We start from the raw sequence: 14,213 nt of genomic DNA, 5'->3' as shown, positions 1-14,213 counted from the left end.
TGCCGCGTGTCAGCCGCCGCTGCCGTAGGGACGGGTGATGATCTCCAGGAAGTGCCCGTCCGGGTCGGCCCAGTAGACGCCCCTGCCGCCGTCGTTGTGGTTGATCTCGCCGGGACGCTGCCGGCCCGGGTCGGCGTAGTAGGTGAGGCCGGCCTTCCTGATGCGGCCGAAGATGGAGTCGAACTCCTCCTCCGAGACCAGGAACGCGTAGTGCTGCGGCGTGATCGGCCCGTCGCCGGCGTCCATGTAGTCGAGCGTGACGTCGTTGGCCACGACGACGGGAAGGAACGGGCCGAACTGCGGCTGCACTTCGAGGCCCAGCAGTGAGGCGGCGAACTCGGCCGACGCCTTCTTGTCCGTGGCGTGGACGATGGTGTGGTTGAGCTTTACGGACATGCTGGTCTCCTCGGACGTTCGCGGTGCGGCCCGGCCAGGCCCGGCCCGTGGGCCGCCGGGGCCGTGCCGTCGGTCACTGGTTCCAACTGACGTCGGGGGGCGCTGATTTCGGGAACCGCTTCCGTCTTTGGTCGTACGTCCCGGGTCGGGGGTCGGGGGTCGGGCCGGCCGGAACCGTCCCGGCGAGGCGGCCGGGCGTGCGTCACAACGGCTGGGACCGAACGCCGCTCTCCCCGTGCCCCGCGGAGCTGATGGCCGGCAGCAGCGGGACGAGGTTGTCCCAGCGCTGCATCTCGCAGCCGTTCTCACGGTTGAAGTGTGCGTTCACGCGGTGCCCGGCCCACCTGCCGCGGACGTGTGCGCTGACGGGGCCGCCGTACTGCATCGTGCAGCGGGTGCCCGCGCTGACGGGGGCGAACGGGTCCTCGCCCCAGCGCGTCACCTCGTCCAGCTTGTCGCATGCCTTCTCGGGCTTCGGGTGGTCGCCCGAGGCGGGGTTGCAGTACAGCTCGTACGTGCCGTCGGATCCGTCCGCGCCGGAGTCGGCGACGGTGACGGTCAGACGGTTCTCGGGGGCGTGCTCGACGGGGCCGAAGCCGGTGCCGGCGAGGGCCTGCGGGGTGAGGCTCAGAGCGGCGGCGACGGCGGTGGCGGTGACGGCGAGGCGGCGGATCAGCATCGGACACTCCCTGGACGCTTCTGCGGGGCGGGGCGGGGCGGGGGCTCGGAGAGGGGGTGAGGGCAGGGCAGGGTGAGGAGGGTGCCCCTGGCCCGCCAACGTCCTCCGGGGGGCGCACGTCGCGTCCAGGGCGGCACATTGACTCGATCGAGTTAAGAGAGGGGGTCACTCGGACTTGCCGTCATACGCGGCCCGTCCGGCCCTTCGGTGAGGACGCGCAGATGTCTGTCCGCGGTGTCGGGGGAGCCGGCGGACTCTGCGATCCCCGCGGTGTCGGCGGTCCCGGGCACGGTCCTGCCCTGGCGGTTCCATTCGTCGGCGAGTCCGGCGTAGATCGGTTCCAGCCAGTACGCGCCGGTCAGCTCTGCGAACTGCGTCGGCGGGCCGGGGAGCGACGGGCCGGGGAGCCCGTGCGGCTGCACGGCGCGGAGGACGGTGAATGACGTGTTTCCCATGACGGGGCAACTCCGGGGGCGAAATCGGGACACCGTTCCGGCAGTCCGTTCACCGCCACGAGGGCTCTCGTTCGATCACGCGCGGGTCACGCGCCGCCGGTCCCCGGTGACGGCGTTCGAGCCGGGCGCGGACATCCGCGGTACGCGGGGCGTCCGCGGCAGACAGGCCACAGACGTTCGCCGGCACGGCACGGCACGGCACGGCACGGCAGGGCACGGCACGGCACGGCTCGCCCCGCCCCTGCCCGCCCCGTGTTCACTCGCGCGGGACGACCCGGTCGACGACCGTCTGCACCAGGCTGTCCACATCGGTCTCGGCGAGCATCCCCGGCAGTGTGAAGTGCTCCAGCAGCACACCTGTCATGGCGAGATACAGCACGAGCACGGTGTCGGCGTCACCCGGGAGCCCCGCGTCCAGGTGGAAGCGCGTGCTCTCGTCGAACTCGGAGCGTACGGCGCGGGTGAGCTCCAGCCGCAGCGCCGGCCGCCTGGTGGCTTCGAGACGCAGTTCCAGCATCGCGAGATATCCGGTGCGTTCCCGCGTCATGCGGCGCACCAGACGGCGCAGCAGTTCGGCGACCACTTCGCGGGTGAGGGGGGCCGAGCTCATCGCGGTCTCGACCTCGGCGGGGTCGGGCGCCATCCGCAGATGGATGCGGCCGCCCGCCTGTGTGAGCAGATCGTCCCTGCTGGAGAAGTAGTTGGACGCGGTTCCGGCGGGGACGCCGGCCTCCGTGTCGACGGCTCGGAAGGTGAGGCCGCGGGCCCCTTCGCGCGCCAGCACTTCGATGGCGGCGTCGACAAGGGCTGTTCGCCGCTGAGGGTTCCTTGCCATCCCTCACCGCTCCCTTCTGCTCCGCGCGGGCTCCGCCCGGCTCGGCGAGAAAGAATCACCTTGCGCGACCACTACGCCTGGAGCACTCTAGCCGTAGTGGTCGCGCGGGTGCGAGCACGCCGCCACACCTCATCGCCCACGGACAAGGGGGACCTCCATGCGAAAGCTGACCTACTTCGTCGCCGCGTCGGTCGACGGCTTCATCGGGGCGCCGGGAGGCGACGGGCAGTTCTTCACCCGGTACGTCGACGAGGAGTTCCTCGCGTTCCTGAAGGCGGAGTTCCCCGAGACGCTTCCCACCCACGGGCGCCGCGCACTGGGCATCGACGATCTGGAGAACAAGAAGTTCGACACGATCCTCCAGGGCCGGGGCAGCTACGACGTCGCACTGGCGGAGGGCATCACCAGCCCGTACGGGCACATGCGCCAGTACGTGGCCTCGCGCACCATCGGCACCTCGCCCGACCCCGCCGTGGAGATCGTGGGCGGGGACCTGACCGGACGGGTGCGCGCCCTCAAGCAGGAGGAGGGGCTGGGCATCTACCTCTGCGGAGGGTCCGCGATGGCCGGTGAACTGCTCGGCGAGACGGACGAGTTGATCATCAAGACCTATCCGCTGGTTCTCGGTACCGGGATGCCGATGTTCGCCTCCCCGTTCGCCTTCACCGAGTTCTCCCTGGAGTCGGTGAGCACGTTCGGCAACGGGGTGGTCGTGAGCAGGTACAGCCGGGCGTCCTGAGCCGGCCCGGAGGTGCGGTCACCGGATCTGACGGCGGACCAGTTCGTGGAACTGGCCGCCCGTGTCCGCGAGCAGCGCGGCGGGCGTCCCCTGCTGCACGATCCGCCCCTGTGACATCACCAGGACCCTGTCGGCGTCCATCACGGTGGAGAGCCGGTGAGCGATCACGACTCGCGACGCCTGCAGCTTGCGCGTGCTCTCGATCACGGTGCGCTGGGTCTCGTTGTCCAGGGCGCTGGTCGCCTCGTCGAAGTAGAGGATGCGCGGGCGCCGGATGAGGGCCTGAGCGATCATCAGCCGCTGCCGCTGACCGCCCGAGACGGCCGCTCCGCCGTCGGAGAGCACGGTGTGCATGCCCATGGGCATCTGCTTGATGTCCTCGGCCAGGCCCGCCATCTCGGCGGCCTCCCAGGCCTCTTCGTGCGAGAAGATCTCGGCGCCGCATATGGAGTCCAGGATCGAGCCGACGAACGGCTGCGCGTTCTGCAGCACGACCCCGCACTGCCGGCGGACGGCCGACTGGTCGAGGGCGGCGAGATCCTGGCCGTCGTAGAGGACGCTGCCCGAGTGCGGCTCGTCGAAGCCGATGAGGAGCCGCAGCAGCGTCGACTTGCCGCAGCCGCTCGGACCGACCACTGCCACGAACTCGCCCGGCTGCACACGGAAGGAGACGTCGTCGAGTACCAGAGGGCCCTCGTCGCTGTAGCGGAAGGAGAGCTGCCGTGCCTCGACGGCGCCGGAGAGCGGACCGGGCAGGGCGCTTCCGCCGCGCACCTCGGTGGGCTCGTGCAGCACCGGTTTGACCTTCTCGAACATCGGCAGTGCGGCGGCGGCCGAGATGAGGGAGTTGGTCAGCTGCGTCACCGACGTCAGCATCATCGTCACCGCGGTGTTGAAGGTGAGGAAGCCCGCCGAGGACAGCGTGCCGCGGGCCGGACCCGCCAGCAGCATGAACATGATCAGTGAAGTGAGGGGCAGGTAGACCGAGTTGAGAACCGTCGTCGCGTTCTTGATCCGGCCAACCCGCTGCTGGAGCTCCCGGCTGCGGGCGAACTCCTGCGCCCACGCGGCGTACGCGAAGCTCTCGGCCGCGGCGACGCGCAGCTTGGGCAGACCGCGTAGAGTCTGGAACGCCTTGTTGTTCAGCTTGTTGTTGAGGTCGACCAGACGGCTCTGCCAGCGCAGCTGCCACACACCCATGCCGATGAACGCGCCCGCGATGACGACCAGCAGGGCGAGAGCCACCAGCGCGAGAGGCACGCTGTAGAACAGCAGCAGCACCAGATTCATCCCGCCGACCGTGCACGCCTGCACCGCCACCGGGCCCACACCTGACAGCACGCGCCGCATCGTGCTGATACCCATGGCCGCGCTGGCCAGTTCACCGGTCGACCGCTCTGCGAAGAACTTCGTCGGCAGGCGCAGCAGCCGGTCCCACACGGCCGGTTGCAGCGCGCTCTCCACGCGGCCCTCCATCCGCAGGATGGAGATGTTCTGCATCAGCATGAACGCCGCCGTCACGAAGCTGCTCAGCACGATCGCCAGCGAGACCTGCGTGATGAGCGACGTTTCGGCGTTGGGCACGTACACACCCAGCACCTGTCCGGTCGCGACGGGCACCAGCGCGCCGAGGCCCACGGCTACCAGCCCGCCGAGCAGCAGGCTGCGTACGTCCGTACGGGTGCCGCGCAGACAGAAGCGCAGCAACTGCCACGCGTTCATGGGCTCTTCGGGCAGCGGGCGGTAGAACATCACGGCGCGCTGCTCGAAGTCCCCCGCGTTCCTCCTGCCCACTGCGGTGCGTCTTCCGGCGGCGTCCACCGCCTCGTACCGGCCGCGCCGCCACAGCAGCGCGACGGGCGTTCCGGACCCGGAGCGCTGGCCCACCAGCGGCCCGGTGTTCTCCCGCCACCAGCGGTCCCCCAGCCTGACCACGCGGGTACGGACCCGGGAGCTGAGGGCGATGCGCTCCACCGGATTGGTGCGCTCGTCGACGGAGTTGCCCTCCTCGGGGGCCGTGAGGCTGATTCCGGCGGCCTCCGCCGCGAGACGGGAGACGGCGAACGTCGCGTCGTCCGTGGCACGGGAGGAGCCGGAGGGGCCCTTGCCCGTGGTGTTGATGGAGGCGAGCAGCGCCTGGTCCGCCTGAGCCCGTACGTTCTCGCCCGCTTCGATGCCCGCGGCCGTGCGGTCCTCGTGCGCGCGTTCCAGCCGGTCGATCCAGCGGTCCAGCGCCGACTGGAGGCGGAACTGCTGGTCCACCATGCGCTGCCACATCGCGCCGTCGATGAGGAGCTGGGACGCCGCCTCCGAGCTGAACTCGGCGCCGTACTGGACGCTGCGGGGACCGACCGTCATCCACATGATGTCGTCGTCGTCGGGGCTGTGGCCGGGTGCCGGCGCCACCGCGTCCAGGGCCGCCCCGCCCTCCAGCGGCGCCTCGAAGAGGACGCGGAGGCTGCGGCCGATGCCGAGGGCGAAGGCGGCGTCGAGAGAGGTGGGGGCGGGGACGGGAGCCGCCGCCTCGTGTCCGCCCGTCCACCCGTCCCAGCCGTTGCTCCCGCCGGTCCAAGTGCCGGAGGGCGCCGAGCCGTACGCGCCGCCGTGCGCGGGAGCGAAAAGCTCCCGCAGCTCGATCCTGCGCAGGACGCAGTCGCGCAGCGGCTTGCCGGTCAGGGTGTGCACGGGCCCCTGCACGGGGCCGAGCAGGAGGGTTCCCTGTTCGAGCCGTCCGAGGAAGTGCCAGTGGCCCTCCTGGACGGCGTCCACGGCGAAGAGGTCCATCGCACCGGCCGTGACCAGCCACAGCACATGAGGACCCTCCAGCGGCATGCTGCGCCTGCCGACGACGTCGACCTGTTCGCCCAGCGCACCGAAGGCAGCGGTGACGGTGTCACCGGTGCCGGTCCCGGCGCCTGTGCCCGTCCCGGTGCCGGCGCCTGTGCCGGTCCGGGCCTGCGGGATGCCGCCTCCCGCGTCCACGGCGGGCGGCGCGCCGGTGTCGTAGGCGCCCGTCTCGTAACCACCGGTCTCGTAGGCGCCCGTGCCGTACCCCGCGGCCTGGTGGGCGCCGGTCCCGTACGTCCCGCTTCCCTGCTGCTCCGGCGTCCCCTGCCCGCCCGAGCCGTCGACGGATGCCACTCAGTGCTCCTTGACCAGTTCGGCGTACTGGCCCCCCGCGGCCACCAGTTCCTCGTGCCGCCCGCGCTCGACGACCGTCCCCCGCTCCAGCACCACGATCTCGTCGCTGTCGCGGACGGTGCTCAGCCGGTGCGCGATCACGACGCACGCGCAGCCCCGGCGGCGCAGGTTGTCGATGATGAGCTGCTCGGTCTGTGCGTCCAGCGCGCTCGTCACCTCGTCCAGGACGAGGATGCTGGGCCGCCGCACCAGTGCCCTGGCGACCTCCAGGCGCTGGCGCTGGCCGCCGGAGAGGTTGCGGCCGTCCTGCTCCACCCGGCTGTGGATTCCGCCGGGGCGGTGGGCGAAGTCCTCCAGCACGGCGGCGTCGCGCAGGGCGGCGGTGACGGCGTCGTCGGGGATCGAGGGATCCCACAGCGCCACGTTGTCCCGGACCGTGCCCTCGAAGAGGAAGACGTCCTGGTCGACGAAGGAGACCGAGGCGGCCAGCGCGCTGCGGGAGATGTCCTCCAGCCGCTCGCCGTCGATACGGATGACTCCCTCCCACGGGCTGTAGAGACCGGAGATGAGCCTGGAGACAGTGGACTTGCCGCTGCCGGAGCCTCCGACGAGCGCGACCTGCCGCCCCGGCCCGACGGACAGGGAGAAGTCCGTCAGCAGCGGCTTGTCGAGCGGGCTGTAGCCGAACGTGATGTTCTCCAGCGACACATGGCCCTTGAGGCGGCGGGTGCTCGCGGCCGGCGCGCGCCGGGAGTAGAGCGGGTCCACGGGGAAGTTCTCCACGTCCTTCAGCCTCGCCACGTCGGCGGCGAAGTCCTGGATGCGCCCCGCGACGCCGTTCAGCCGCGTGATGGGGGCCGTGAAGCGCGTGACCAGCGCCTGGAAGGCCACCAGCAGGCCGATCGAGATGTGACCCTCGACGGCCCTCATGCCTCCGATGAGCAGGATCATCGCGCTGTTGAGGGTGGCGAGGGTCGGGGCGACGACTGCCAGCGCGGCCGTGGGCACCCCGAGCTTCTGCTGTTCCTCCAGCGTGGTGGCGTGCTGCCCGGCCCAGCGGCGGAAGTAGCCGTTCTCGCCGCCGGTGGCCTTCATCGTCTCGATCAACTGGAGGCCGGTGTAGGAGGTGTTGGTCAGTTTCGCGGTGTCCGCGCGCAGCTTCTGGGTGCCCGTCGCGCGCAGCCGTATCACCACCCGCATGGCCACCAGGTTCAGCAGCGCGATCAGTACACCGACGACGGTGAGCTGCGGATCGTACGTCCACAGCAGGACGGCGTAGAGGACCACGACCACCGCGTCCACGCCCGCGGCGGCCAGGTCCCGCGCCAGGGTCTCGGCGACGGTGTCGTTGGACTGCAGACGCTGGACGAGGTCGGCGGGACTGCGCTGGCCGAAGAAGGTGACCGGCAGCCTGAGCAGATGGCGGAAGAAGCGGGCGCTGCTGAGCGTCGAGGAGATGATGCGCCCGCGCAGCAGGTTGGCCTGCTGGAGTCCGGTCAGGGCGGCCGTGAGGACGACCGTGGCGCCCATCGAGGCGAAGAGCACGCCCAGCAGGGAGGTCTGTTCCCCGACCAGGAACATGTCGATGTACGTCCGGCTCAGCGCCGGAACCGCCGCGCCCACCGCGACGAGCAGGAGGCTGGCGAGCAGCGCGGTCAGCATGGTGCCCGTCGTGCCGCGCAGCCGCGCCGGCATGGCGCTCATGAAGCCGGGGCGCTTGCCGCCCGGCCGGAAGTCCTCTCCGGGTTCGAAGGTGAGGACGACGCCGGTGAAGCTCGTGTCGAACTCCTCCAGCGGGACGAACCGCCGCCCCTTGTCCGGGTCGTTGAGGTGGACGCCGCGCCGGCCGAAGCGCCGTCCCATGCCCTCGTAGACGACGTAGTGGTTGAACTCCCAGAACAGCACGGCCGGCCCGGGCACCTCCGCCAGCGCCGCGGGCTCCATCTGCATGCCCTTGGCCGTCAGACCGTAACTGCGGGCCGCTTTCAGCAGGTTGCTGGCGCGCGAGCCGTCGCGGGAGACGCCGCAGGCGATGCGCAGCTCTTCGAGGGGCACGTGACGCCCGAACTGCCCCAGGACCATGGCCAGGGCGGCGGCGCCGCACTCGACGGCCTCCATCTGCAGCACCGTCGGGCTGCGTACGGCCTTGTACCTGGGCTTGGGCACGGACTTCGGCGTACGGCCCCCGGCGGAGCCCGCGCGGTGCCTGCGTCCGCCGCCGCGGCTGTTCGTGCGGTGCTTTCCCCTGTCGGGGGGCGGCAGTTCGTGCTGGGGGCCGCCCGCGGCTTCCTGGCGGTTCCGGCTGCCCCTTCCGCGCTTGTTCTCCCGCCGCTTGTTCTCCCGCCGCTTGTCCTGCCGCGCGGTCACGGGAGCAGCCAGTCGACGGGGCGCTCCGCGGGCTGGTGTATCGCGCCTTCGGCCGTCGTCATGGAGTCCAGCCGGAACGGGGGGCCCTTCTCGGAGGACCATTCGTAGCCGGACTTCGTCGCCGAGGAGCGCTCCAGGTGCACGAGGACGGCCACGGGCTGGCCCTCCTTGGAGAACTGGGCGGCCAGCTGGCCGTCGCCGAGGAAGCCGGATATCTGCTGCTGCGTCTGGGGGGACCGGCCGACGGCCTTCACGCGTCCGCGCAGCACACCGAACTGGTCCGTCGGCGCCGACTGGACGGTCAGGTCGACCCGGGCGCCCGGCCGGACCGTGGCACCACTGCTGCCCGGCACGTACAGCATCGCCACCAGCGGTTCGCCGGCCGACTCGATGCGCTCGACCGTGGCCACGTCCTTGCCTGTGGTGACCACGGAGCCGATCTTGGCCGTCAGGGTGGTCACGCGGCCCGCGGCCACCGTCCGTACGGCCCTGAAACCGCGCTCCGTACGCACCTTCAGCACGGGGGCGCCCGCCTGCAGCATGCTGCCCTCCTCGGCGAGTACCTGCTCGACCTGGCCGGAGACGGGGCTCTGCAGCACGTAGCTGCCCTTGGGGTGGGTGAGGACGCCGGGGGCGTCGAGCTTCGCGGAGACGCGGCCGGTCACGGCCCAGTAGCCCGCGGCCGCCATGACGGCGAGCGTCACGAGCAGGACGAGCCACCCCTGCGGCCGTGCGAAGCGCACGGGCAGGTCGAGTTCCTCCGGGGACTGCAGCTTGGAAAATGCCTTCTGCCTGAACTGCACGGGGCTATTCTCTCAACTGCGTTCGTTGCTTTCGGGCACGACGCCTCATTCGGTGACGACGCCGTTCGGCGTGTCGATCGGTGCGGGGTGAAACCGCGGAGCCCGTGTGGATGGCAGCGGCTGACAGTAATTCGGGAAGGGCCGGTGCGACCTGCCCCCGAACGCATCCGTAAGCCCCGGAACGAGTGTTCCGGGGCTCACTTCACCCCAATGGGATTGGGATGCACCAGGCAGCCCGGCTCTCGGCGAAGCCGGCCGTGCTGCCCGGGTGCCGGCATCGCCTCAGAGGCCGGCGAGGCCCGTGACCTGGGAGGTGTCGACGCCGGTGGCGCCGGAGACGGCGCCGTTCACGGTGGCGACGGTCTCCGAGACCGGGGCGACGGAGTCAGCGGTGCTCACAGCGGTGCCGACGACGGCGCCGAGGACGCCACCCGAAACGTTGTCCAGGTCGTTGTCGGCGATCTCGCGGGTCTCAACCTGGGGCGTAACGTCCATGATTTGAGCTTCCCTTCGCTTGCTGGATGTTCTCTATGCAGCGGCCGGCTCGGAAGTGAATCCGTCCGGCCGTGAGCGGTCGTCTGATGCCCGACAACGGGAACCATTCGTTCAACTTCCGCGTCTGGGCCGATCAAAGCACGCTGACGCGCTGCCGGGCCACTCGCCGGTGTGCTCGTTCCGCGCCGATGAGGGCAATGGGCTTCGCTTACGTGGAGCCATGTGCACGAGTTCGTGGCGATCCCTTCACTTGTCGCTCCGGCCCTGTCGGTGCGTGCGCGGTGAACTCCCCTGATTCAATTGGACATTCCCGCCCCAAAGTCACCGCTCGTCACGCGGAGGGGCCGGCTCCCGCACGGCCCTGTGCCTCCCCTACGGACCAGTTGTGCAGGTTCGCTGAAATCACTCCGGTACGGGCGGCCCCGCAGCGCGAAACACCCTCTGACCTGGGCCTGTTGACCAAGTCCCGTAAACACCCCCTCCTTCCGCTCCGTGTCCGCGCAGACGTCCGCACGCTGCCTGCGCGTGCGGAGCCGCCCGAGCGCGCGGCGGGGACCGTGTGAACGGGGTGGCGGCTCGGTTCAGTGGTCGGTGCGGTGCGGGGCCTGCTCCGGGGCGGCAGCCCCGGTCCTCCGGGTTCCTGCGGATTAGCGGTCGTCGCCGGGAGATTTATTTATCAGTTTTGAATGACAACGTCAGAGATGTCGAGAAACCGTGACATTGCAACGGTCGCTTCGTTGTTGATGTGCAGGCTGGTCGTGGGTCTCTTCCCCCACGTTGGCAACTGAGGCTCCGGGGTCGCCCCGGAGCCTCAGGCCGTTTCCGGGGGCTCCGCGGAGCGTCCGCCGGTGCCCGTGCGGGCAGAGCGAGCGGGGCGGACGCAGCCGGTGCCCGTACGGGCGGGGCCGAGCGTGACTCCCCGCTGCGCTTCTCGTTCTCGCCGATGTGCGAGGAGTACGAATTCCTCGGTGCAGGAAGCTACTTGGGAGGCGATTGTTCTGTCATGCTCATGCTGAAGCTGCAACGGTCCGGCGTCAGGACCTCTTCCCCCACGGAGGCATGAAATGCATCGAAGACTCACCGCGGGCCTTGTCGTCACCTCGACGGCTCTCCTTGCCGTGATCGGATCAGCCACGACCGCTGTCGCCGACCCCGCCGACAAGCCGCAGGTGCTCTCGAGCTGGACGCAGACCAGCGCTTCAAGCCAGAGCGCCTTCCTCTCCGCCCGGGCCAACCAGGGCTCCTGGGCCGACTACAACTTCGACTGGTCGACGGACAAGTGCTCCTCGTCCCCCGACAACCCGTTCGGCTTCCCCTTCGAGAACGGGTGCATCCGGCACGACTTCGGCTACCGCAACTACAAGGCACAGGGCACCTTCGAGGCCAACAAGGCCCGGGTCGACAGCGCCTTCTACGAGGACCTCAAGCGTGTGTGCGCCGGCTACGACGGCGCGACCAAGACGTCCTGCGACGGTCTCGCGTGGACCTACTACCAGGCAGTCGTGGTCCTCGGCTTCGAGAAGGCCAGCCCGGTGGGCTGACAGGCCACCGCCGCCGCGGAATGACCATGGACGGAACGCCCCGCGCCCGTGCGCGGGGCGTTCCCCGTCTCCGCGTCACCGGCTGAGAGGGCCGCCTGCCCGCCGGGCCCCCGGGCGGTCCGGTCCGCAGGCCCCCCGCCGGGCCCTCAGACGCTGTCCGCCAGCTCCATGCGGCCCTGCATGCGTGCGCAGTTCGCGCAGCAGAAGAACTGCCCCTCCGCCTGCAGGCCGTGCCCCAGGATGCGGCACCCGCAGTTCTCGCAGATGGGCGCCATCCTCTGCGCGGCACATTCGAAGCTGTCGAAGACGTGCACGGCGCCGGCCGCACGGACTTCGAACGCGCCCTCGTAGTCGTTTCCGCAGACCTCACATACGGCCATCTCATGGCTCCTTGCGTAGCGTGAAGGGGATCGGGTTCCACAGCGGTCGTGTACGTGTGCGGCGCACGGGAGCGCCGCTGCGGCGGGTAGCACGCTCCGCCGCCCTCAAACCACCACCGACCCCTGTGACACACCATCAGGGGCTCTCTTACTCCGCCTCCCACCTGCGGCGTTCCCCCATGCGGGGGACGCGGGGCGTCAGCGCGCATACGACTGCCCGGCGGGGGAGCCCCCCGCCGGGCAGTCGCGCCGCACAGGCTGCCGCCTCTCACGGGCAGGGACGCGGCGAGCGCGAACGTACCCGTGCGGCTCGTTACTCCACGACCTCGATGCGGTCCGCCTCCGGCGGCGCGAGCGGGCCGGACTCCGAGGAGTGCTCGCCGAAGTACGCCTCCAGCGCGTCCAGGTCGGACTCGCCGACGAACTTGTCCTTGCCGTCCTTGAAGGCCGCGAAGCCGTCGCCGCCGCCCGCCAGGAACTCGTTCATCGCGACGCGGTAGGTCGCCGACGGGTCGATCGCCTCTCCGTCGAGCTTCACCGAGTCCTCGACGACGCGGTCCTCACCGGACTTCGTCATGTCCAGGGTGTAGGTGAAGCCCTCCGAGACCTGGAGGATCTTCGGCGACTCCTCGTTGGCCCCGCTCACCTGCTGCCGCAGCGCGGTGATCAGCTGCTCGCCGGTGAGGTCGATCGCGGTCATCATGTTGGTGAAGGGCTGCACGGTGAACCCTTCCCCATAGGTCACCACGCCGTCGCCCTCGCTGCCCGATGCCGCGTGGGTGAGGTCGGAGCGGATGCCGCCGGGGTTCATCAGCGCGAGCTGGGCGCCCCCGTTGTCCTCCGGCTTCATCGCCTCGAGCTGGGCGTCCGCGATGAGGTCGCCCAGCGGCGACTCGGGTGTGGTGGCGCCGCGGCCCGCGATGTCGTCGGAGATGTAGCCGATGGGCCGGTTGGCGATGGGCTCCGCGAGCTCGTTCCAGCGCTCGATGAGCGAGGTGATGTCCTTGGCCTTCTTCTGCTCGCGGCTCACCACGTGGTTGGCCGACTCCACGCCCGTACGCACGATGTCGTGGGTGCGGCGGTCGTACGTGAGTGTCGTGTCCGTGTAGAGCTTGCCGAAGGAGGACGCGGAGGTGACCGTGCGGGGGTCGCCGGCGGGGTCCGGCACGGTGCAGGCGTACGCCTGGTGGGTGTGGCCGGTGACCAGCGCGTCGACCTTGGGGGTGATGCCCTTGGCGATGTCGGTGACGGGGCCGGAGATGCCGTCACCCGGGCCGGGGCTGTCGCAGTCGTAGTTGTACTCCGGCTTCGCCGGGGAGCCGCCCTCGTGGATCAGCGCGACGACGGACTTCACGCCCATCTTGTGCAGCTTCTCGGCGTACTTGTTGACCGTCTCGACCTCGTCGTGGAACTTCAGGCCCTTGACGCCCTCCTCCGTGACGATGTCGGGGGTGCCCTCCAGCGTGACCCCGATGAAGCCGATCTTCACGCCCTTCTTCTTCCACACCGTGTAGGGCTTGAGGATCGGGCGTTCCGTCTTCTCGTCCGTCACGTTGGCGGCGAGGTAGGGGAAGTCGGAGCCCTTGAAGGTCTTGCCCTCCTCGGCGCAGCCGTCCTCCGGGTGGCAGCCGCCGTCCTGCATCCGCCGGAGCTCCTCGCGGCCCTCGTCGAACTCGTGGTTGCCGACGCCCGCCACGTCCAGCTCGGCCTTGTTGAGCGCTTCGATGGTGGGTTCGTCGTGGAAGAGGCCCGAGACCAGCGGGCTGGCGCCGATCAGGTCACCCGCGGCGGCTGTGACGCTGTACGGGTTGCCCTTGCGGGCCTTCCGCAGCGACGTCGCCAGGTACTCCGCGCCCCCGGCCTCGACCGTCTCCGTGGTGCCGTCGGGCTTCAGCCGTGAGACCTCGCCCGAGGAGCCGGCGGGCGGCTCGATGTTGCCGTGGAAGTCGTTGAAGGAGAGCAACTGGACGTCGACCGTACGGCCGTGGGACTGACCGGCCTGACCGGACTGGCTCTGCTGACCGGACCGGGCCTGGGCCTGGCCGCTTTCCGACCCCGCCGGCAGGGCGGCGGAGAGCACGCCGACGGCGGCCAGCGCCGCCACGCCTGCCGACAACCGGCTCAGTCGTCTGCGCCGTTGAGGTTTCGCTGACATCGAGTTCCCCTTCGTGGACTGCACGGGCGCTGGGCAGCCTACGGTCAACGCGCGTAGTGCCGCAGGACTGTTGCGGTAACGACAGGGTTGCGGGACGGAGGTGTACGGCGCTCGCGGCCCGCCCGCCGGGAGGCGGTGCCCTCTTCGGGCCGGTACGTCCCCGGGCGGGGTCCGTGGGAGGTGCGGACGGGCGGAACGTTGCGCCGTTCGGCCGCCAGCCGGGGCGC

At 70.4% G+C, this 14,213-nt stretch carries 12 protein-coding genes and 1 pseudogene; 2 read left to right on the top strand and 11 right to left on the bottom strand.

Features of this window, described 5'->3' with window-relative positions; all coding sequences use genetic code 11:
• Window positions 1-9: 9 nt before the first annotated feature.
• The 5 genes and pseudogenes from H343_RS0101600 to H343_RS35730 all read right to left on the bottom strand — a co-directional run.
• The gene (locus H343_RS0101600) at window positions 10-396 is read right to left on the bottom strand and encodes a VOC family protein (RefSeq protein WP_028429711.1); all 387 of its coding nucleotides are present in this window, start codon (window positions 394-396) and stop codon (window positions 10-12) included.
• A 202-nt stretch (window positions 397-598) separates the two neighbouring features.
• A complete protein-coding gene (locus H343_RS28265; protein WP_051264445.1) occupies window positions 599-1,075 on the bottom strand; it encodes an SSI family serine proteinase inhibitor in 477 nt (158 codons plus the stop codon).
• Window positions 1,076-1,227: 152 nt separating this feature from the next.
• On the bottom strand, window positions 1,228-1,530 hold the full coding sequence (locus H343_RS0101590; protein ID WP_028429710.1) for a hypothetical protein: 303 nt from the start codon (window positions 1,528-1,530) through the stop codon (window positions 1,228-1,230).
• 256 nt (window positions 1,531-1,786) lie between these two features.
• Window positions 1,787-2,173, bottom strand: a complete 387-nt coding sequence (locus tag H343_RS0101585) for a hypothetical protein (RefSeq protein ID WP_486586760.1) — start codon at window positions 2,171-2,173, stop codon at window positions 1,787-1,789.
• Window positions 2,174-2,212: 39 nt separating this feature from the next.
• Window positions 2,213-2,365 (bottom strand): annotated as a pseudogene (locus H343_RS35730) (TetR/AcrR family transcriptional regulator); the annotation flags it as partial.
• 157 nt (window positions 2,366-2,522) lie between these two features.
• Between H343_RS35730 and H343_RS0101580 the strand changes: the two are divergent.
• Window positions 2,523-3,104 (top strand): dihydrofolate reductase family protein, encoded by a 582-nt coding sequence (locus H343_RS0101580; RefSeq protein ID WP_028429708.1) that lies wholly within the window; start codon window positions 2,523-2,525, stop codon window positions 3,102-3,104.
• Between the two features lie 18 nt (window positions 3,105-3,122).
• Here H343_RS0101580 and H343_RS28260 read toward each other — a convergent pair whose 3' ends face one another.
• The 4 genes from H343_RS28260 to H343_RS0101560 all read right to left on the bottom strand — a co-directional run bounded on the left by H343_RS28260 (window position 3,123) and on the right by H343_RS0101560 (window position 9,910).
• The gene (locus tag H343_RS28260; protein WP_078504953.1) at window positions 3,123-5,936 is read right to left on the bottom strand and encodes an NHLP bacteriocin export ABC transporter permease/ATPase subunit; all 2,814 of its coding nucleotides are present in this window, start codon (window positions 5,934-5,936) and stop codon (window positions 3,123-3,125) included.
• Window positions 5,937-6,245: 309 nt separating this feature from the next.
• Window positions 6,246-8,363, bottom strand: coding sequence for an NHLP family bacteriocin export ABC transporter peptidase/permease/ATPase subunit (locus H343_RS0101570; protein WP_486586759.1), 2,118 nt, complete (start codon window positions 8,361-8,363; stop codon window positions 6,246-6,248).
• Window positions 8,364-8,608: 245 nt separating this feature from the next.
• Window positions 8,609-9,415, bottom strand: a complete 807-nt coding sequence (locus H343_RS0101565; RefSeq protein ID WP_028429706.1) for an HlyD family efflux transporter periplasmic adaptor subunit — start codon at window positions 9,413-9,415, stop codon at window positions 8,609-8,611.
• Window positions 9,416-9,697: 282 nt separating this feature from the next.
• Window positions 9,698-9,910 (bottom strand): hypothetical protein, encoded by a 213-nt coding sequence (locus tag H343_RS0101560; protein ID WP_028429705.1) that lies wholly within the window; start codon window positions 9,908-9,910, stop codon window positions 9,698-9,700.
• Window positions 9,911-10,974: 1,064 nt separating this feature from the next.
• On the opposite strand from H343_RS0101560, the gene H343_RS0101555 reads away from it, so the two are divergent.
• Window positions 10,975-11,451 carry a phospholipase gene (locus H343_RS0101555; RefSeq protein ID WP_028429704.1) on the top strand — a complete coding sequence of 159 codons (477 nt, stop codon included), beginning with the start codon at window positions 10,975-10,977 and terminating at the stop codon, window positions 11,449-11,451.
• 146 nt (window positions 11,452-11,597) lie between these two features.
• On the opposite strand, the gene H343_RS0101550 is transcribed toward H343_RS0101555, so the two are convergent.
• Window positions 11,598-11,831, bottom strand: coding sequence for a hypothetical protein (locus H343_RS0101550; RefSeq protein ID WP_028429703.1), 234 nt, complete (start codon window positions 11,829-11,831; stop codon window positions 11,598-11,600).
• A gap of 313 nt (window positions 11,832-12,144) precedes the next feature.
• Window positions 12,145-13,986 carry a bifunctional metallophosphatase/5'-nucleotidase gene (locus H343_RS0101545; protein WP_028429702.1) on the bottom strand — a complete coding sequence of 614 codons (1,842 nt, stop codon included), beginning with the start codon at window positions 13,984-13,986 and terminating at the stop codon, window positions 12,145-12,147.
• Window positions 13,987-14,213: the final 227 nt, after the last annotated feature.

Source organism: Streptomyces sp. TAA204, assembly GCF_000424965.1.
The sequence above is the reverse complement of the archived record's forward strand: the minus strand, read 5'-3'. Positions and strand labels throughout refer to the sequence as shown.

Bases quoted from the DNA above. Each gene is read 5' to 3' on its own strand.
- H343_RS0101600 (WP_028429711.1), bottom strand. From the start codon at position 396: ATGTCCGTAAAGCTCAACCACACCATCGTCCACGCCACGGACAAGAAG.
- H343_RS28265 (WP_051264445.1), bottom strand. From the start codon at position 1,075: ATGCTGATCCGCCGCCTCGCCGTCACCGCCACCGCCGTCGCCGCCGCT.
- H343_RS0101590 (WP_028429710.1), bottom strand. From the start codon at position 1,530: ATGGGAAACACGTCATTCACCGTCCTCCGCGCCGTGCAGCCGCACGGG.
- H343_RS0101585 (WP_486586760.1), bottom strand. From the start codon at position 2,173: ATGGCGCCCGACCCCGCCGAGGTCGAGACCGCGATGAGCTCGGCCCCC.
- H343_RS0101580 (WP_028429708.1), top strand. From the start codon at position 2,523: ATGCGAAAGCTGACCTACTTCGTCGCCGCGTCGGTCGACGGCTTCATC.
- H343_RS28260 (WP_078504953.1), bottom strand. From the start codon at position 5,936: ATGCCGCTGGAGGGTCCTCATGTGCTGTGGCTGGTCACGGCCGGTGCG.
- H343_RS0101570 (WP_486586759.1), bottom strand. From the start codon at position 8,363: ATGGAGGCCGTCGAGTGCGGCGCCGCCGCCCTGGCCATGGTCCTGGGG.
- H343_RS0101560 (WP_028429705.1), bottom strand. From the start codon at position 9,910: ATGGACGTTACGCCCCAGGTTGAGACCCGCGAGATCGCCGACAACGAC.
- H343_RS0101555 (WP_028429704.1), top strand. From the start codon at position 10,975: ATGCATCGAAGACTCACCGCGGGCCTTGTCGTCACCTCGACGGCTCTC.
- H343_RS0101550 (WP_028429703.1), bottom strand. From the start codon at position 11,831: ATGGCCGTATGTGAGGTCTGCGGAAACGACTACGAGGGCGCGTTCGAA.
- H343_RS0101545 (WP_028429702.1), bottom strand. From the start codon at position 13,986: ATGTCAGCGAAACCTCAACGGCGCAGACGACTGAGCCGGTTGTCGGCA.